The organism is Paenibacillus sp. FSL R5-0923, from assembly GCF_038009145.1.
Classification (GTDB): Bacteria; Bacillota; Bacilli; order Paenibacillales; family Paenibacillaceae; genus Paenibacillus_AQ.
Genome location: NZ_JBBPAT010000001.1, coordinates 3,677,158 through 3,695,694, shown reverse-complemented (window position 1 = coordinate 3,695,694; position 18,537 = coordinate 3,677,158). Strand labels below are relative to the sequence as shown.

Annotated in this window: 15 protein-coding genes and 1 other annotated feature; of the genes, 4 read left to right on the top strand and 11 right to left on the bottom strand. The window is 43.4% G+C overall.

Annotation, left to right across the window (positions count from 1 at the left end; all coding sequences use genetic code 11):
• Positions 1–98: 98 nt before the first annotated feature.
• The 3 genes from MKX35_RS16515 to MKX35_RS16505 are packed head-to-tail and all read right to left on the bottom strand — an operon-like array spanning position 99 to position 3,681.
• A complete protein-coding gene (locus MKX35_RS16515) occupies positions 99–1,730 on the bottom strand; it encodes an extracellular solute-binding protein (RefSeq protein ID WP_076298789.1) in 1,632 nt (543 codons plus the stop codon).
• A gap of 57 nt (positions 1,731–1,787) precedes the next feature.
• Positions 1,788–2,711 carry a carbohydrate ABC transporter permease gene (locus tag MKX35_RS16510; RefSeq protein WP_256716246.1) on the bottom strand — a complete coding sequence of 308 codons (924 nt, stop codon included), beginning with the start codon at positions 2,709–2,711 and terminating at the stop codon, positions 1,788–1,790.
• A 1-nt stretch (position 2,712) separates the two neighbouring features.
• Positions 2,713–3,681, bottom strand: a complete 969-nt coding sequence (locus tag MKX35_RS16505) for an ABC transporter permease (RefSeq protein WP_076298788.1) — start codon at positions 3,679–3,681, stop codon at positions 2,713–2,715.
• A gap of 250 nt (positions 3,682–3,931) precedes the next feature.
• Between MKX35_RS16505 and MKX35_RS16500 the strand changes: the two genes are divergently transcribed.
• Positions 3,932–5,371 carry a response regulator gene (locus MKX35_RS16500; protein ID WP_076298787.1) on the top strand — a complete coding sequence of 480 codons (1,440 nt, stop codon included), beginning with the start codon at positions 3,932–3,934 and terminating at the stop codon, positions 5,369–5,371.
• On the top strand, positions 5,358–7,136 hold the full coding sequence (locus tag MKX35_RS16495; RefSeq protein ID WP_076298786.1) for a cache domain-containing sensor histidine kinase: 1,779 nt from the start codon (positions 5,358–5,360) through the stop codon (positions 7,134–7,136). Before MKX35_RS16500 ends, MKX35_RS16495 begins: the two co-directional genes overlap by 14 nt.
• Positions 7,137–7,207: 71 nt before the next feature.
• Here MKX35_RS16495 and MKX35_RS16490 read toward each other — a convergent pair whose 3' ends face one another.
• The 5 genes from MKX35_RS16490 to MKX35_RS16470 all read right to left on the bottom strand — a co-directional run bounded on the left by MKX35_RS16490 (position 7,208) and on the right by MKX35_RS16470 (position 11,806).
• Positions 7,208–8,605 carry a sulfatase gene (locus tag MKX35_RS16490; protein ID WP_076298785.1) on the bottom strand — a complete coding sequence of 466 codons (1,398 nt, stop codon included), beginning with the start codon at positions 8,603–8,605 and terminating at the stop codon, positions 7,208–7,210.
• Positions 8,606–8,711: 106 nt separating this feature from the next.
• Positions 8,712–9,545, bottom strand: a complete 834-nt coding sequence (locus MKX35_RS16485) for an AraC family transcriptional regulator (protein ID WP_076298784.1) — start codon at positions 9,543–9,545, stop codon at positions 8,712–8,714.
• Positions 9,546–9,584: 39 nt separating this feature from the next.
• Entirely contained in the window at positions 9,585–10,562 is a 978-nt protein-coding gene (locus MKX35_RS16480) for a formylglycine-generating enzyme family protein (RefSeq protein WP_076298783.1), read from the bottom strand.
• A gap of 36 nt (positions 10,563–10,598) precedes the next feature.
• On the bottom strand, positions 10,599–11,132 hold the full coding sequence (locus tag MKX35_RS16475) for a chromate transporter (RefSeq protein ID WP_076298782.1): 534 nt from the start codon (positions 11,130–11,132) through the stop codon (positions 10,599–10,601).
• An 11-nt stretch (positions 11,133–11,143) separates the two neighbouring features.
• Entirely contained in the window at positions 11,144–11,806 is a 663-nt protein-coding gene (locus MKX35_RS16470; protein ID WP_256716245.1) for a chromate transporter, read from the bottom strand.
• 186 nt (positions 11,807–11,992) lie between these two features.
• On the opposite strand from MKX35_RS16470, the gene MKX35_RS16465 reads away from it, so the two are divergent.
• On the top strand, positions 11,993–13,192 hold the full coding sequence (locus MKX35_RS16465; protein ID WP_076298781.1) for an ROK family protein: 1,200 nt from the start codon (positions 11,993–11,995) through the stop codon (positions 13,190–13,192).
• A gap of 106 nt (positions 13,193–13,298) precedes the next feature.
• A protein-coding gene (locus MKX35_RS16460) for an IS3 family transposase (protein WP_143759361.1) occupies positions 13,299–14,857 on the top strand; the annotation gives its coding sequence in 2 pieces (ribosomal slippage) (positions 13,299–13,932 and positions 13,932–14,857; 1,560 coding nt in all).
• A gap of 74 nt (positions 14,858–14,931) precedes the next feature.
• Here the strand turns inward: MKX35_RS16460 and MKX35_RS16455 are convergent.
• The 3 genes from MKX35_RS16455 to tyrS all read right to left on the bottom strand — a co-directional run bounded on the left by MKX35_RS16455 (position 14,932) and on the right by tyrS (position 18,139).
• Positions 14,932–16,176: an anaerobic sulfatase maturase gene (locus tag MKX35_RS16455; protein ID WP_076300890.1), complete on the bottom strand. Its 1,245-nt coding sequence runs from the start codon at positions 16,174–16,176 to the stop codon at positions 14,932–14,934.
• A gap of 211 nt (positions 16,177–16,387) precedes the next feature.
• On the bottom strand, positions 16,388–16,675 hold the full coding sequence (locus MKX35_RS16450) for a hypothetical protein (RefSeq protein ID WP_042189061.1): 288 nt from the start codon (positions 16,673–16,675) through the stop codon (positions 16,388–16,390).
• Between the two features lie 204 nt (positions 16,676–16,879).
• Entirely contained in the window at positions 16,880–18,139 is a 1,260-nt protein-coding gene (gene tyrS / locus MKX35_RS16445; protein WP_076300889.1) for a tyrosine--tRNA ligase, read from the bottom strand.
• A gap of 139 nt (positions 18,140–18,278) precedes the next feature.
• Positions 18,279–18,509 (bottom strand) — a binding site (T-box leader).
• Positions 18,510–18,537 lie beyond the last annotated feature (28 nt).

Sequence of the window (18,537 nt, the reverse complement as noted above, 5' to 3'; positions counted from 1 at the left end):
AAGTATGCGATCAGTAGCGCCGCACATTCTTGGTTCTTCTTCAAATCATTAAACGGAAGATCCGGGCTGCTTCAGCCCGGATCTTCTCTATCCATCAATTATTCAATACCTTGTTCTTTGGCCTTCGCATTTACTTCTTCTATCATTTTATCAAGACCTTTAGCCTTATAATCGTTCACAATGTTATTCCAGTAACTCTCAACGGGTTCTTTGGAAAGCATGATCTTAAGCAGATCATCATGGTCCAGCACAGTAAATTTATCCTTTGTTGGGGTGGACAAATACGTTAACCGAATGTCGTATTCTGGAACCTTCGTATTGTTCTGAATCCAATCGATATAATCGACAGCTTCTTTGCGGATCCCTTCGTTAGCGATCGTCGGGTTATCCATGTTATAGCTATCTGAAGTTTCATAAGCCACCAAATTTTTTAGAAATCTGCTAGCAGGATACTTCTCATTTAATGAACCCTTTTCAATGACAACCTTCTGCCCATTTTCGATCTTGTAATCGACACCTTCAATGCCATAAGTCAACAGGTCCTTACCTTCAGGAGACAACACATAATCATAGAGTGCCATGATGCGATCCATCTTTTTATCGTCAACCTTATTGCTGAAATAACTTTCCGACCAGTACGTTTTAAAAATAGCATGTGAGCGTTCACCATCAGGTCCAATAAGTGGCTTGAGTGCCTTTACGCTCTCCATGATATCTTTATCCGGATAAGCTGTTTTCCAGCGTTTTTCATACATATCGCTATTTAAATTTATAAAGCCGCCACCGCTTAGAAGAGCAGCTGCTTTACCTGCTACGAAATTGTCATAAGACTCTGCAGGCTTTACAAGCGCGATGTCTGGATCGATCAAACCTTTTTCGTACATATTCTTCATGTTTTGTAATGCCGGAAGTGCATTTTTCGAAAATACAGCAGGTATAAACTTACCGTCCTCTTTGATCCATTTAAAGTCACTGCCGCTTCCATCACTCGTGGCGACCGGGTTACCGTACAACCAGAAGAATCCGCCCAGCATCTTGGTAGTTGTCGTCGTAAGACCGGTAATATGCTTACCTTCCGGATCCGACTTGACGATTGCATCAAGCATAGCTTCAAACTCTTCCCAGGTCTCGGGTTCTTTTGTGATTCCAGCTTTTTGAGCAAGATCCCATCGATAGAACACCATACGATCCAGCGCGCTCCAATCGACACTCGGGAACATCCGGCGAGGAACGGTATAATACTTTCCGTCTACACCTAAACCTTTAATGTCCGGCGATTCGAAGTATTTTGCAAGGTTAGGATACTTAGAAAGATCCGGAAGTGCTTTGACAACACCTTGTTCAACCCATTTACGCTGATATTGCGTACCGACAGCGTCGATCGCGAAAATATCAGGCAATTGACCGGAAGCAGCCCACATTTGAATCTTCTGGGTATAGTCATCCCAGGTCATATTGACAGGTTTTAATGTAATGTTGAATTTTTCTAATACTTGTTTGGCGATCGGGTCTTTTTCGATGTTAGCAATTTCAGCATCCGCGTCCCAGAAACCAAGAGAAATGGTCATTGGATCCTTGTAAGGGTTGTCCGTGGAATTAGAAGAATCCGGAGATACTTCACCGTTTGATGCCGCCTGCCCTTTGTCGTTATTGCCTCCACCACAAGCCGTGAGCACCGAAGCCAATAAAGTTATGCATAATGCCAGTGTCATCATTTTCTTTCTAAGCATGCTTGAAACCTCCCTTTATACTATTTTAGGATAGAATCAATCTATTTAAAATCTTTCTTATCCTTTTATCGAACCAACCATAATGCCTTTATTAAAATGCTTCTGCAGGAATGGATAAACAACAATAATCGGAATACTCGAAACTACAATTGCTGCCATTTGAAGTGCAGGTGTGTAGACCTTCCCCGTCTGCTCCTGCTCGGCCATCGTCTGTGCCATTTGACTTAGCAAGGAATTCGAAGTAATGAGTGTCTCACGTAAATAAATCTGAAGCGGGGCCTTTGAAGCGTCACTGATAAAGATCAACGCGTACCACCATTCATTCCATCTTTCCACAGCATAGAACAAAGCAAAGGTCGCCATGAATGGGGCAGAGATCGGAATAATGATTTTGTAAAGGATGTACAGATCATTTGCCCCATCCAGCTTAGCTGACTCTTCCAGACTTTCTGGAATCGTGTTGAAATAGTTTTTCATAATGATCAGGTAAAACGTATTGAGACCGGCGGGTATGATCATGACGAGTATATTGTTTACGAATCCTAGATCTTTAACGACTAGATAAAAGGGAATTAAACCGCCATTGAAAAACATAGTGAACAAGATCAAACTAAGCATTATGTTTCTTCCCGGCATGCCCCGCTTGGATAATGCGTATGCTCCCGCTACAGAGATCGTCATGCTGAACAACACGCCAACCGCCGTTACGATGACAGAATTTAAAATCGAAGTCCAAAACTTCATATCCTGAAGCAACAGCTTGTATGCCGACAGGTCAAACGAAAGCGGAAAAATATAAAAGTCGCTTTTACTAATCGCTTCGAACTTTGCAACTGAGATAATAAGAACATTATAGAAGGGAAAAAATGTTACTAGTGCTAGAAGCCCCAGAACCACGAATGCGACGATATCGAAGACACTCCATTTTTTTCTCTTTTTAACCGTTGTGTCGGTCACTTGCTTCTCCCCTTTTCCTGCCAAATTAATACAGTCCTTCCTCGCCCATCTTCTTAGCGAACGTATTGGCCGCCCATAAAAGGATTAGGCTGATAATGGACTTGACGACACCCACGGCGGTCATATATCCAAAGTCGCCTCCAATCGTGAATGAAGTCCGATAAATGTATGTATCGATCGTGTCGGCAACCGAATATACCGGTGAACTATGCAGATTGAATATTTGCTCGAAGCTCGAACCTTGCGTCAATAATTGTCCAACTTGAAGAATTAACAAAACTGCGACGGTACTCTTCAAGCCCGGCCATGCGATGTTTAGCAGACGGCGAAACCGGTTCGCTCCGTCCACTTCCGCCGCTTCAAACAGCTCAGGATTGATCCCTGCAAGCGCCGCTAAGTAAATGATTGAATCCCAACCGATCTCTCGCCACACATGTGTGATATACAGAACGGGTCTAAATGCACTTTCATCTACAAGCGGAGAATTTGGATCCCCGCCAAACAACATGATGATCTGGTTATAAATCCCGTCCTTGCTTAAAATATTGATGATAATCCCTGACAGCACAACCCACGAAATAAAATGTGGAAACGTCAGGATCGTCTGAAAAAACCGCTTCATTTTTGTCCTGGAAAACTCATATAAAACAATCGCCAGGATAATGGGCATCGGAAAATGAGTGATCAGCTTCATCAAGCTGATAATGACCGTATTCCAAAATGCCCTGCGAAAATCGGGGTCGGTCAACAGCGTTTGAAAATTCTCTAAGCCAATCCAGGGACTTCCCAGGATCCCCTTACTGTAATCAAAGGATTTGAATGCTAACGTTACACCGTACATGGGAGCATAGCTGAAGAGGGCGTACCAGATTAACACCGGTAGAACCATGAGGTAAAAATACTTGTACTGTAAAATCGTTTTTCCTAGGCTTTGCTTAGGAGTACGAGTCTTTAAGCTTCGCTTAGGCGTACGAGCGGTTACAGAATCAGCCAATCTTCTCCCCACCTTTCTGTATGAGATTGTTTATGCTTGTAAGCGGTTTATATGGTAAATTATATCGGGAGTGTAAATTCTCTTGTATAGAGGATACAACTCCGGTCATGTGGATTTTTCACACCTTTGTGGGTGACCTTCCTGTGACACGTAATATCGGACATAGTGAGCGTAAGATAGTCCATACCCCCCTTGATCCACAATCGCTAGGATAAATCTAAGAGCTCCATATAGAAAGGGGGATTCACTTATGCGTTCAGTGATTATTGCAGATGATGAGAAGTGGATTGTAGAGGGAATTAAAGCAGGAGTGAATTGGAAGAAATACGGCTTTGAAGTGATCGACGATGCCGAAAACGGGCAAGAAGCCCTGCAATTAATTCAATCGCTTCGCCCCACCCTTGTTCTAACAGATATTAAAATGCCTGTAATGAATGGGCTAGAGCTCATTCAACGTGGCAAAGCCATCGCACCTGATACAATTTTCATCGTACTCAGCGGACATGCAGAGTTCGCTTATGCACAAAAAGCGATGAATTATGGTACGTTCGGATACTGCCTGAAACCTTTTGAAATCGAAGAAATTGAAGGAATGCTTAACCGAATAGCCCAGCAACACGAATCGAAGGTGGCTAAAGAAATCCCTGTCCATGACTTCGAACTATATGAAGCGGTTTGTTCCGGAGATCTTGAACGAATTAGCTTATGGTTGGACGAGAAGCGAATACCCTTGTCGGAAGATCGCCCTCATATCCCCATTGTTATCCAAGGGTTAAGTTCGCCCGCAGATGTCGGGCAATTCTCTTCCTTGGTCTTCCCGATGAGCCGCCGACGTTATGGTTACTTATTGGAAGAGTGCCAATACGAAGTCTTCCTTCGGGGTCTTGAACATACAGAGGTTGTACAAGAATGCGGGGTCGGGATCGGTCCTCCTATTTCGGATATACATCAACTGGATGCGGCTTTAGAATCCGCTTCTCATGCTGCTTTCAGTATGTTCGCAACGGGGATGCCTGGATGTTATCGGGTGAATCCACAACAGGAAATACCGATCGACGAGAAGCTCAAAGAGATCTCCCGGATTCTTCATAATAAAGACCGACTCGGTTTTATAGCAGCCATGGAATCGATAAAGAAATTATTCAAAGAGGGAACGTTCACCATTAAAGAAGCCTATTTGCTCTACACATCGATCCTCTACTTATTTCCTCGGGAAGGGACTCGGGTTAACGGCCGTTTTTTTGAAGGATATGAACAGCTCTATTATCGATACGGTACGGCTGAAGCTATGATCGATGATTTGATTCTTATGACACTTGATATTTTTATGAACAGAAACGAAACTGATATTTCACGAATTTCAAACCACAAAGTCAAAGAAATCATGTTGTACATCCGCAACCACTTCAATCAAGAAATTTCGATTCAGCATTTAGCCAATCAGTTCTTCTTAAGTCCAAATTACTTATGCCAACTATTCAAGAAAGAAGTCGGCGAGACCATCATCGAACATATCAGTCGTTTAAGAATTGAATACGCTTGTAAAATGCTGGTCGAGACCGACCTTTCCATTTACCAAATCGGTGAGAAATGCGGTTTTCAGGATTATTTCTACTTCACACGAATTTTTAAGCGGCATCTCAAAATGACACCTACGCAATATAGGGAACAAAGCAATGAAGACATTTAAGAGATTATCCATCCGTACTCAGGTTCTGTTATTTGGTTTATTTATTGTTGCCATTATCCCAATCATCGTTTCACGAGTCTACCAACTATCAAGCGAGACCATCATTAATCAAAATACGCAATACAATACGGAGCTGGTCTCCCTTCTCAAGCAACGGATTTCTAACAACTATGCCAACGTTTCTTCCATGATGATGAATGTAGGATACGATTCGACCGTCCAAAAGTTCCTAGTCGAGAATGATAAGCTTCGTGGCTACGACCTATCCCAAAAGGTAGAGGGGCTATTGAGTATCGCGCGAAATATGAATACGGACATTTTAGATATTATTGTTATTGGTAGCTCTAACACACGTATTTCATTAGCGGGAAGAACCAAATATGCCGTCGATCTTATGAAGACGGCTGGGGATGATGGAATCGTTCATTATCGCGGATACAGTCCTCCAGACAAGGTCATCGACAAGAGAAAATTACTGTTCGGGATGAACATCTTTGCTTCAGGTGACACGTCCCTATATGGCGAAAAAATCGGCTACATCGCAGTTATTGTGGATATGAAGGCTATTCAAACTGAAATTTCAGAGTACCCTCGATTAGTCGGAACCAGCTTTTTTATGATGGATGATAAAGGGCTGATCTACTCAAATAGTGATGAGCCGGAGGACATGCTCCAGCAGTTTCAAACTCGGGCAACTGGAAGGGATGGAGAGTCAATCGTCGAAACAGTTAACGGAAAGAAATATGCAATTCAGTCCTTTATCTTACCGGAGATCTCCGGAAAAATTATAACCGCTGTTCCTGTCCATAATTTAATGAAAGAACTGGAGAAATTAAAGAAGGTCAGCTATGCTCTTCTAGCATTAATCTTATTGGTCGTCTCTATTCCCTACTCTGTACTCATGATGAATCTCTTAAGACCGTTGTCTAGGCTTATGCGCTATATGAATCAATTAAAAGGCGGAAGTCTAGGAATATTGAACAATAAGGTCGATTTAAAAGGCTATGCTGAAATTGAAATCATCTCTCGACAGTTCAATGATATGACAACACGGATTCACGATTTGACGGACCAATTAATCGATGCAAACACCCAGCTTTACCAGACAGATCTGGAAAAGCAACGTGCCGAATACTCGTATTTGCAAAGTCAAATTAATCCCCATTTCTTAAGCAATACTTTAGATACAATCAAAGGCGTTGCGATCGTAAAAGGAAATCGGGAAATCTACGAAATGACTACCGCCTTAAGCACAATGCTCAAGTACAGCATCAAAGGCAAGGAGGAGGTAACTCTTGGGGAAGAGCTGAAAATCGCAGAATCTTGTGTGAGGATTTACCAAGGCCGTTTCCCTGACAAATTCAGTTACAAGCTGTTCTGTCCACAGGAATGGTTACACATTCCCGTACCTAAAATGATCCTTCAACCTATTGTCGAAAATGCGCTTGGTCATGGACTTGAGGCTCAAGGTCAGGGAGTCTTGCTGATCACAGTAGAGAAAAGCGAAGCGGGACTGCTTGAAATCGCTGTAGAAGATAATGGTGTAGGCATCGTTGCTGCGAGACTGGAACAGCTAACCGAGCTGCTGGCTGGTAAGAACATAGAATCCGGTGATCATATCGGGCTCCTAAACGTCAACAACCGTCTAAATCTTAAGTACGGTGATCCCTGCGGCGTTCTGCTGTACAGTAAGGAAGGTAGCGGGACGAAAACCGTTTTGAGGCTTCCCGGGGCTTTAATTGATCAGCAAGAAGCCAGAAAATAAAAAAGGAGGTTGCCCATTCAGGGGCAGCCTCCTTCTCAGTTGTCTTTCTTTCCTCATTCAAAGGGACAACGCTAAGCATCCTTTGAGGATGAGCTCGCATACTCTTTCGCATGATAGGGTCCACCTTCCATAAGTACCGTCCATAAGGGATCGATATCACAGTCCATGGAGCTCATCATGTTGTCATGCCATTCATTCAACAGATAGACAGCCTTCATACAAATGTCTTTACGCACTTCGGCGAGATTATGTTGTTCGTAAGGATCATGCTTCAAATCAAACAACATTTCTTTCGGAAATCCATGGTGTCCGTCATGATAGGTGCGTATATATAACCAATCCTCAAATCGGATGCTGCGTTGACACACATGCGCGCATTGTGAGATTACGAGATACTCACGCCCTCCTGATTGTCCCTCCAGAATGGTATCAGCATAACTTTCACCATCCCAAGAAGGAGCCCCTTTCAAATTCAGAAGGCTTGCTAATGTCGGTCCGAGATCAAGGTGATAATGTAGCCCATCCTCCACTATTCCCTTCTTGCCGCCTGGCCAGCGAATAATCATCGGAATGTGGCAAGTCGCCTCGTCTGCCGTGCCGTGCTCGGAGTAAATCCCTAGCTCGCCCAGGCTCTCTCCGTGATCCGCTGAGATCAAGATAGCCGTATCTTCCATCACGCCAAGTTCTCTCAGCTTAGAAAATACTTTCCCGAGATGCTCGTCCAGATACTTAACTCCAGCATCATAGTTGTCAAAGATAACTCGCAGGTCATCACGATTCTCTATCTCCAGATGATGCCTAAAATGCTGATGATAATGCGATTTCGCGAGTGCATTCATATCTTCAATACTATGCTGCCCCTTTTTACTCCGGTGAAGCTCAAACGCGTCTTCCGTGATCCAATCGGGTAAAGGCTCCTTCTCGAACGGATTACCGTAGCTCTCGGGTGTACGATAAGGCGTATGCGGATCCCAGAAATTCAGGTGCAGAAACCAATTTTCGGACTCCCCATTATCCTCAAGCCATTTAAGTGCCACAGGAAGTACCTGCTCTGCCGTCTCATGCCCCCTTCCACCAACATTGAACACTTCTTGAAAACCGGCATTAAAGGTCCAGGCCGAGTGCCGTTCGGCGAAGGTGCTAATCGACGCGGTTTTCATGGCTGCTTGCCTTAATATAGCGGGAAGACTCTCCATTCCCAGCCGGTCATTAAATTCGCGTTTCGCCCCTTCTCTACGCATATCAGCAGCGGTCCCGCCATGTCCTACAATCCCATTATGAATGCCAAATCGTCCCGACATTAAAGCAGAACGGGACGGTAGACACGGCGCATCTGAACAATAGTAGTTGGTAAAGGTGACACCTTCTTTAGCGATTGAATCGATATTCGGGGAGGTATTCCGATGATAGCCATAACATCCCAGATGGTCCGGGCGAAGCGAATCCAAATCCAAATACAAGATTCTCATGAGTTATAACCTGCCTTTCCTTTTAATCGAAATGGTTACGCATCGATTCGGGCAGTTCAGAATGATCTGCTCATGCTTATAGAGTAAATGAATATGGAAAGCTCCGCTATGGAGTAGCGATGTTTGTTTTTGTATATTCGATACTTTTTCGGTACTCTGCCGGACCCCTGCCGTATTCGCCACGAAATACCTTACTGAAATGCGAAGCATCATAATAACCACATCTCTGGGAGATATGCTCGATGGTATAATCCGTATACTCCAACATTTGTTTAGCTTGCTGCAGCCGTAATTTTCGTAACATTTGCATAGGTGTCAATTTATATATTTTCTGAAACGCCCGGCTAAAATAAACAGGATTCATATGATATAGCTTGGAAAGCTCCTCTCTACTAATCTCCTGATCAAGTCTCTCCTCCATATATTTCAACGCCTCGTTAAAGCGGTCCGTGACATAGGGATCTCGTGATGAGCGGCGCCCGCCAAGCTTGGTGCTCTCCATAATTTCATAAAGGAGAAAAAATGCCAATGAACCGACCTGAACATTTCTGAAATCTTCCTCCTCCTGCAACCACAGGCTTCGCAGCTCGTCAAACCTTCGCTCATATTCGCTTTGATCCCGAATCCGAATCACCTTGCCTAGCGGGAATAACTTGAAGAAATTATCTCCGTCTTTAACTTTAGCGTTAATATTAAACAGATAATGTACGCCTTCCATTTTGGAGATCACATTAAAAGGCTCATTAGGACGGTGGATCATCACGTCTCCGGCAGAAGCAACATATTCTCCCTCGGAGGATGTCGTCAATACCTCACCTTTTTGGATGTACGAGACGGTATAACAAGACTGGACGTAATCGAATAAGACCCGCTTCTGATATTGAATTTTTATGACGTCCAGCACGGTGATATCAAACTGACTATGAATGATAGAGGACAAAGAAGTTCCTCCTTCTAATGTAGTAGTCTTTATGTATTCTCAACCGGTATAATCAGCCGCACATCGAAAGCCAATATTTCCTGCAGAGCTGTCTGGTGTATTTTTGCTCCTGGCCGCCACCCGATAACGGTTACAATAAGATTTATGGCACAAATACGATCCTCCGCGCATCGACCTTGCTACACCACTTACCGGGCCTCTCGGATTCTCGGATTCGGAAGTTAAATGATAGGCCTTAGTAAACCAATCCTCGCACCATTCCCACACGTTTCCTGACATATTATAAAGACCATATCCGTTAGGTAGATAGGATTTCACAGGTGCCGTACCTGCATAACCGTCGCTGGCATGATTTTTATCAGGGAACTTTCCTTGCCAAATATTGCAGCGATGCTCACCGCCCGGTTTTAATTCGTCCCCCCAAGGATATCGTTTCTGAACTAGACCCCCTCGTGCGGCATACTCCCACTCCGCTTCCGTAGGCAGACGTTTGCCGGCCCAGCTGCAATATGCATCAGCATCATGCCAAGATATGTGGATCACCGGATGATCAAGGCGTTCGTCTATATGAGAATCCTGACCTTCCGGATGACACCAATTCGCGCCCTCTACTACCCACCACCAGGGAGTTTGAGTAGCTACTTGGATCACCTTTTTCCCTGTCTCCATGGAAACAAAAGAATGAAACACATAAGACCAACCGAAACGCTCCGCATCTGTAACGTAGTTTGTTTCCTTGATAAAAGCAGCAAACTGCTTATTCGTAACTGCCGTTGCATCAATCAAAAAGGGAGATAAGGTAACATTCCTAGCGGGACCTTCTCCGTCTGCGGGGAACCCTTCTTTGTCATCCGTCCCCATAAGAAAAGTACCTCCAGGAATAAGGATCATGTCTGAGAAATCTTTATCCCCTTCTGGTCTTTGGATAGTTGTGTTCTCCTTACAAACATCGATGGAACCTTGTTTCTCGACTTGATTTCGACTAGCTGAACAGCAAGCCCGTATATTCTCTGACATGTACTTACCTCCAATCTGGGATCGTCCCGGCTCTGTCTAAAAAAAGGCTACACCAAGAATACCAGAGGCAACGATAATGGTGAGCGGATGCAGCTTATATTTCATTAAACCATAAAGTGCAGCGAATACAATGATCAACGTGCCAATGGTTTGCCAAGTAACGAAGGCGTGTTCCACGCTATTTAAACCAAACCGAATCGCAGCATAGGCAATCAAACCTGTAATCACTGGTCGCAAACCATAAAATAACGTTTTAATCCATTGACTGTCCCTCACCCTATAAAAAAAGATGGAAATAACAATGATGATGATTAATGAAGGCAGAACCATGCCTAATGTGGACACAATCGCTCCTTCTATTCCGGCTACACGATATCCAATCAAGGTTGCACTGTTCGTAGCAACAGGGCCCGGTGACATCCCTGCGATGGAAACTACCTCTTGAAATTCCCTTTCAGATAACCAACCACCAGCCATAGCTTCATGCTGAATCATCGGAATGATGGCGTACCCTCCTCCAAAGGAGAGCAGTCCAATTTTTATAAAGATAAAAAATAAATTCCAAATCACATCGCTTCCCCCTAGATGTAATACTCCGGATAATTCGATTCTTCATCAGAAGCTTTCAAGGAATCCTTCTCTGTCCGAACTTGGAGCCCTAAGAGCTGTTTGATCGGCATATATACAAAACCGATAATCAATCCAACTGCGATCACGTAAATGGGATTGATTCCGGAAACTAATAAAACAATCGGTATAACCAACGCTGTAACAGCCGTAGTCTTGTCAAAAATAGCGTTCTTGGCCATTCGATATGCTGCTACTAGGATCAAAGCAATAACAGCACCATGAATCCCCTTCATGGCGGCAATAACTTTTGGTTGGTCGGCCAGTTGTGAGTAAACGGCGCTAAGCAAACAAACAATGATAAAGGTTGGAATCGTAATCCCAGCGATTGCAGCAATCGCACCCTTCACACCAGCAAGACGATAACCAATGAATGCCGCCGCATTTACACCTACCCCACCTGGTGCTGCGCCAGCTAAAGATAGAATTTCATCCATCTCCTCTTCAGCCAGCCATTTCCGTTTAGTGGAAATTTCCCGTTCGATCATAGGGATCATCGCATAACCTCCCCCGAAAGTTACGGGACCGATTCGAACAAATACCCAAAACAACTGGAACAATAGACTTATCCTTAGGTCTGTATTCGTAGTCACATTTGTTTTCATAGTTGTTCTCATGGATTCCACCCTTATGTTTTCTGTCGTAATTTCATTATATCACTTTTTCCCAAAATGGAATTAAGTTTTTTGAACGGTAAAATACAATCTATGGTTTATGCGTTATACTATATTAATGTTAATAAATACAAACTTTATAAAATACGATCTTACTAGTTCATCCTATATATAGCTTGGAGGTATATCGTGGAAAAGCGCTCGACACACATTCCATCACCAAAAAAACACCTATACGACCGAATCGCCGAACAAGGCACTGTTTCCAAGTTAGATCTTCTACAGACATTTTCACTTACCAAAAGCACAATGACCCGAATATTAGATGAGATGACGGAAGAAGGCTTGCTGATAGAATGCGGATTCGGGGAATCTAGCGGAGGCAGAAGACCTATTTTATACCAGATCAATCCTTCCTACGGCTACATCATCGGTTTAGAGATTTCCAGACTGTATTCTTCCCTTGGTTTATTTGATATGCAAATGAACCCAAAATCAATTGTTCACTGGCGAATGGATCAGGCATTCACACCTGAAAGATTTATGGATCACATAAGTAATCAAATACGCGCCTTCCTTAGAGACCATCAGCTGAAGGACAGTCAAATTATTGGGATAGGAATAGGAGCAGTGGGACCGCTTGACCGGGAAAATGGTTTAATCTTAAAACCGCTACACTTCCCTTCTTCTGGATGGAACAATCTCCCTATTTGCAAACTGGTGCAGGAACGAACGGGCTTCAAAGCTTTACTCGACAACGGTGCCAATTCCGCACTCCTTGGAGAACGATGGTCCATCCGTCACGCTAACATTCAACATATGCTCTATGTTCATGCTGGAGCAGGACTCCGCTATGCGATGATGTCGCATGGAAGTATTGTTCATGGCACGATGGATATGGAAGATGCCATTGGTCAAATGATCATCCAGACAGATGGACCCCGATTAAATAATGAAGGGAACTACGGAGCTCTGGAAGCATTCGTATCTGTGCAGGCGCTAGAACAAAGTGCGCGCTCAGAGGCGAAAATAGACAACGATCTGATCTTCCAAAGATATAAAGTGGCGCCTGAGAAACTAACTTATGATGTATTGGTACAAGCCTTTAGAGACGGTAATCCACATGCGCGTGAATTATTTACTCAAGCCGCCATTCACTTCGGTATTGGCCTCGCCAACGTTATCAACCTGTTTCATCCTGGGACCATCATTCTAGGTGGTGCGCTCATCCACTCTCACGAGTTGTTTTTCCAAACGGCGGTTGAAGTGGCACAGCGAAACACTTACCGTTATCCTGAATACCAACCTCACTTCTCCCTAGGTACATTAAAAGAAGAAGCTGTGGTGACTGGCGCGGCTATTATGATGAGAAATCAAATGGTTCTTTAACATAATAAAAAGGTTGTCCCACAACCATTTGCATGATTGTGATATGCTCCCCATATAGTAGACAGGCGAAATAATAAAAACCTGCTGCTGTATGGGGAGTATTTTTATGGAACAAAAGAAGTATACGGCACTCGAAAAATTAACGATTCTCCAAGAAATTGAACGGGGCGACATTGGTTTGAAAGCTGCGGCCCGAAAATATGGATTATCCAAAACCTCTGTAGTGAAGTGGCGGCAACGTTATCAATTGTATGGGTACGAAGGGCTGGAAGTTCGAATCCACAACCGTACGTATTCCGCAGAACTTAAACTCCATGCCGTTAAGGATTATCTCGAGGGAGGATTGTCACAAAACCAAATCATCTGCAAGTATAAGATTGCAAGTTCAACCCAACTTGCCAACTGGATTAGGAAGTATAATGGTCATAGCAACAGCTTAACAGCTCATTCAGGAGGATCTAAAGCTATGACCAAAGGACGCGTAACCACTTGGCAGGAACGGATAGATATCGTGCTGTACTGCCTTTCGAACGGAGAAGACTACACGAAGGCGGCAAGCCATTTTCACGTGTCTTACCAACAAGTATATAGCTGGGTAAAGAAGTACGAAGCAGGCGGTGAAGAGGCGTTACGAGACGGCAGAGGACGTACTAAAGCGCCCGAAGAACTTACGGAAGCAGATCGCCACAAACTCGCGATGCAAAAGCTGGAGTACGAGAATGCACGCCTGCGTGCGGAGAATGCTTTTCTAAAAAAGTTAGAGGAACTCGAAAGGAGGAGACGTTAAGAACCATTCGCCAGGAGATCATCTATCTGGCCATTCAAGCCGTTCAGCAGGAACAGTCTTGCTCCATTCGACTTATGTGTGAAATCGTAGGGATTTCACGGTCAAGTTACTATAAATGGTTGAATCGCAAACCCAGTTCCCGAGAGACCGAAAACGAGAAACTGACAGAGGCTATGCTTCTCTTGTATGAGAAGGTGGAACGAACCTTTGGGTATCGTCAATTGACCCTGCATTTGCGCAGACAAATGAACAAATCTATTAACGCAAAACGAGTATACCGGCTCATGAGACGCCAAGGTATCCAGTCTGTCATCCGCAGAAAAAGAAAGAAGTATGTAGGCTCCACGCCTCAGCAGGTCGCGGAGAATGTGCTGAACCGTAATTTTGAGGCGGAAGCTCCAAACCAAAAATGGGTAACGGATGTAACAGAATTCAAATACGGCAAGGGTAAGAAGGCGTATTTAAGTGCAATAAAAGATCTGTATGACAATTCCATTGTTGCTTACGTTCTGGGCCATTCCAATAATAATTCGCTAGTTTTTAACACGCTGGAATTAGCATTGCAGGCAGCGTCGGAGAGCCGAACCTTACTCCATAGCGACCGCGGTTTCCAGTATACCTCTCTGCATTTTAAGAAGATGCTGGACGATGCAGAACTGAAGCAAAGCATGTCCCGAGTAGGCTGCTGCATTGACAATGGGCCGATGGAATCCTTCTGGGGAACATTGAAATGTGAGAAGTACTACTTACATACCTACCAGACCTTTGAAGAACTCCAAACAGATATTGATACCTACATTCACTTTTACAATAACGAACGGTTACAGGCAAAATTAAACGGCCTCAGTCCCATTGAATTTAGGACTAAGGCCGCTTAAACTACTTTTATTTTTTGTACTGTCTACTTGACGGGGTGCAGTTCATTGTTGGGACAGCCTTTTTTTAATTTGAGCTATAGTGGTTGACAGCAACTCTTAAATTTTTTCCCGCTTCCGCAGAGACATGGATCATTTCTACCTGGAAGTGGTTTGGCACTTTTCCTGAACTCCAGCATCTGCTCCGATTTAAGTCGGTTTGCTAGCAGTATCATCCGTTCATAGGCATATGAGTAGAACATTTTATAACTACGGCAGAAATAATCAACCTCAGTACGATCATGAACATCAAGCCAATTCCGGTTGCGCGGACATCCCCCATTGCAAAAGCTAAGGTACTCACACTTATAGCATGATTCATTCATATTGGGCTTCATTAACAAAAAATCATCATATACTGGGCTGGTTAGCAGTGTTTCCAGGTCAGTTTGGCCGATATTTCCTAGCCTATGCTCTTCATCAATAAAGAAATCGCAAGGGTAGGCATCCCCGTTCGTTTCAAGCACCATCATCTTCGGGCAACATGAGTTGTGAACGCATAACTCTGCCTCACGATGCATGAATACAAGAAGCATATTCTCAAAAATACGAATAGGAAGCTCTGGATACCCACCGTTGTACCAAAGGTCAAATGTACGGCATAAAAAGACTCCGTATTGTTCAGGTGTAATTCGGAAACGTCCCGCTACATCACTTTTCTGAGAAACAAAATCCATGCAGGGGATAAACTGAATATTCGGAAAGGTATGTTCTAGATAAAATGCCATCAACTCATCTGGTTTCGTCACGTTATCTTCATGAATCACCGTCAGAATACTATACTCCACACCCTCATTCTGTAAATGACGAATCCCACGCATAACTAGATCATAACTGCCTTTTCCCGAACCCGTTACACGATGAGCATCATGAATAGGCTCTGGGCCATCCAGACTAATCCCAACCAAAAAGTTATACCGTTTAAAAAATTTCGCCCATTTCTCATGGATAAGCGTTCCATTCGTCTGCAGTGCATTACTGATCATCGTATGAGGTGGAGCGTACTTAGCTTGGAATGAAATCATTTGTTCAAAATACGAAAGTCCGGCCAATAATGGCTCCCCACCCTGCCAAGAGAAAGTCGCTATCCCTGATGATCTTTTCATGTACTGAGCGATAAACCGCTCCAGAAGCTCCGTATCCATCACTCGGATCGGTTGCTGAGGATGTCCCCCGGCAGTACTGTAATAGCAATAATCACAGGCTAGATTACAATCCTCTGAGACGGTTTTCCACATGACATGAAGAGTCGCAGGCCTCGAGGTCTGTATGCAAGTTGTCATACGATTCTGCCCCTCCTATATAAATACAACCTTTATGAAACCTATTTCCTATTTCTTCAATTAAATCATAGGTATGTGCATCAACGATGAGTAAAACATCATAGTTTGTCGAATATCTAGAGATAAAAAAATACACTCCCCATTGTCTGTTAAAACAATGCGGAGTGTATTTTCTTTGAAGATAAATAGAGCATTACCAGACACCGTTTCTTTAATTACGGACGTATTCCTTATTCGCTGTTTCCAACATTGATTTCCAATCCGCAAATTTAGTCTCTCTAACTACATGACGATCAAAAAGTTCATCAGGTATGTCAGCAACATCTTCTTCTGTCTTTACTTGAAAGTTTCCTTTGGTTACAAACTCATCGAAACTTTTGTAATTGGAATACTTACTCATAAACGCTTCATTAAACAATTTCTCGAAAGAGATGTGATTGGGATCTTCTTGATACGTTTTCTGTCCTTGTAACTCATTCATCAATTCTTCCATGGTCATTGGTTTTTGTCTTCTCAAATTACCACTCCTAATTTTCTGTTATAGTTGTAGAATATCATGTTAATCCATAAATCACACGAATCCTAAGCTTACCATAATTTTCGCTATTTCACCTTTCAAATTTCACTTAATATGCAAATGATCCGCCTCTATACTTAAAATACAACAAAAAACCTCCCTTATTCATAAGGAAGGCTCTTATTTTTAGGACAATTTCACCAAGCTGTAGTTTTTCTTACCCTTACGGATAATGATAAACCGGCCGCCGATAGCTTCGCTAGCTGTAACTTCCAGTGCTACGTCGCTAACTTTCTCACCATTCATGGTGATTGCTCCTTTGGTGATATCCTCACGTGCTTGACGCTTAGACGGCTCGATACCGAGATCAACCAACCACTCTACGATATTTTTAGATTCCAGTGTAGTTTCGTAGGTCGGCATTTCCTTGAAGCCTTGCTCGATCTCATCAGCAGTTAGGGATTTGATATCTCCACTGAACAGAGCAGCAGTAATACGTTTAGCCTGCTCCAGCAATTCTTCACCATGCACGAATCTGGTCATTTCTTCAGCAAGTGTTTTTTGTGCTTCGCGTTTATGCGGTTCAGTCTGAACTTTTTCCGCAAGTGCATCAATTTGCTCTTTAGATAGGAATGTAAAGTACTTCAAGTATTTCACAACATCACGGTCATCAGTGTTCGCCCAGAACTGGTAGAACTCAAACGCAGTCGTTTTGTTTGGATCGAGCCAGATTGCTCCTCCAGCTGATTTACCGAATTTTGTTCCATCAGCTTTCAACATAAGCGGGATCGTTAGACCGAATGCTTTTGCTTCAGGTCCTTCTTTTCTACGGATCAGATCCAGACCACTTGTAATGTTGCCCCATTGATCGGAGCCACCAATTTGCAGCTGCACATCTTCATGCTGGTACAGATGCAGGTAATCTAGGGATTGCAGGATTTGGTAAGAGAATTCAGTAAAGGAAATTCCGCTGTCCAATCTGCTCGCTACAACATCTTTGGCAAGCATCGAATTGATGCTGAAGTTCTTACCATAGTCACGCAAAAATTCGATCACATTGATTTTATGCGTCCAATCATAGTTATTCACCATACGAATTTGATTGTCGCCATCAGTAACGAACAGTTTTTTCATTTGTGCGGTAAGCGCATCTACGTTAGCTTGGATTTGCTCCAGTGTCTGCAATGAACGCTCGGATTGTCGTCCACTTGGATCACCTATCGTACCTGTAGCACCGCCAATTAGCATAACCGGACGATGTCCTGCAAGCTGGAATCTTTTGAGTACCATGAACGGAATCAAGTGACCAATATGCATACTGTCACCCGTCGGGTCTACACCGCAGTACACCGAAACGGATTTCTGGTTGGTCAATTCTCTAAGCCCTTCGGCATCGGTTTGTTGATTGATGGCATCGCGCCATTCTAGTTCATCGATAATATTCATTGCCTAACACCCCTTAAATTAGTAGATATCCTATAACGAATCATCAGTCCGCCAAGCGAATATAAGGATAGTTGATGAAGAGAAACTTATAAATCCTTATATTTAAAAACAAAAAAATCGTCCCCTTGTCTATTGTAGACATAGGGACGATTGAATAACCGTGTTACCACCCAGATTGCACCAATGAAACGCTAATGCTAAAACACAGCATTGATGCCACTCGTGACGAGATATCGTTCGCCATTCCGCTCGGTGTTAGCCGAGATACTCCAAAGTGTAATTCGTACTCTTAGTGTGTACCGGGTTTCATCAACCCCCGGCTTTCTGAAACAGGGACTAAGCTACTACTGGGCTTCTTCAACGTATATCGTATATAAGATTACAGCCAGTATAGTGAA

Bases quoted from the DNA above. Each gene is read 5' to 3' on its own strand.
- MKX35_RS16515 (WP_076298789.1), bottom strand. From the start codon at position 1,730: ATGCTTAGAAAGAAAATGATGACACTGGCATTATGCATAACTTTATTG.
- MKX35_RS16500 (WP_076298787.1), top strand. From the start codon at position 3,932: ATGCGTTCAGTGATTATTGCAGATGATGAGAAGTGGATTGTAGAGGGA.
- MKX35_RS16495 (WP_076298786.1), top strand. From the start codon at position 5,358: ATGAAGACATTTAAGAGATTATCCATCCGTACTCAGGTTCTGTTATTT.
- MKX35_RS16490 (WP_076298785.1), bottom strand. From the start codon at position 8,605: ATGAGAATCTTGTATTTGGATTTGGATTCGCTTCGCCCGGACCATCTG.
- MKX35_RS16480 (WP_076298783.1), bottom strand. From the start codon at position 10,562: ATGTCAGAGAATATACGGGCTTGCTGTTCAGCTAGTCGAAATCAAGTC.
- MKX35_RS16470 (WP_256716245.1), bottom strand. From the start codon at position 11,806: ATGAGAACAACTATGAAAACAAATGTGACTACGAATACAGACCTAAGG.
- MKX35_RS16455 (WP_076300890.1), bottom strand. From the start codon at position 16,176: ATGACAACTTGCATACAGACCTCGAGGCCTGCGACTCTTCATGTCATG.
- MKX35_RS16450 (WP_042189061.1), bottom strand. From the start codon at position 16,675: ATGACCATGGAAGAATTGATGAATGAGTTACAAGGACAGAAAACGTAT.
- tyrS (WP_076300889.1), bottom strand. From the start codon at position 18,139: ATGAATATTATCGATGAACTAGAATGGCGCGATGCCATCAATCAACAA.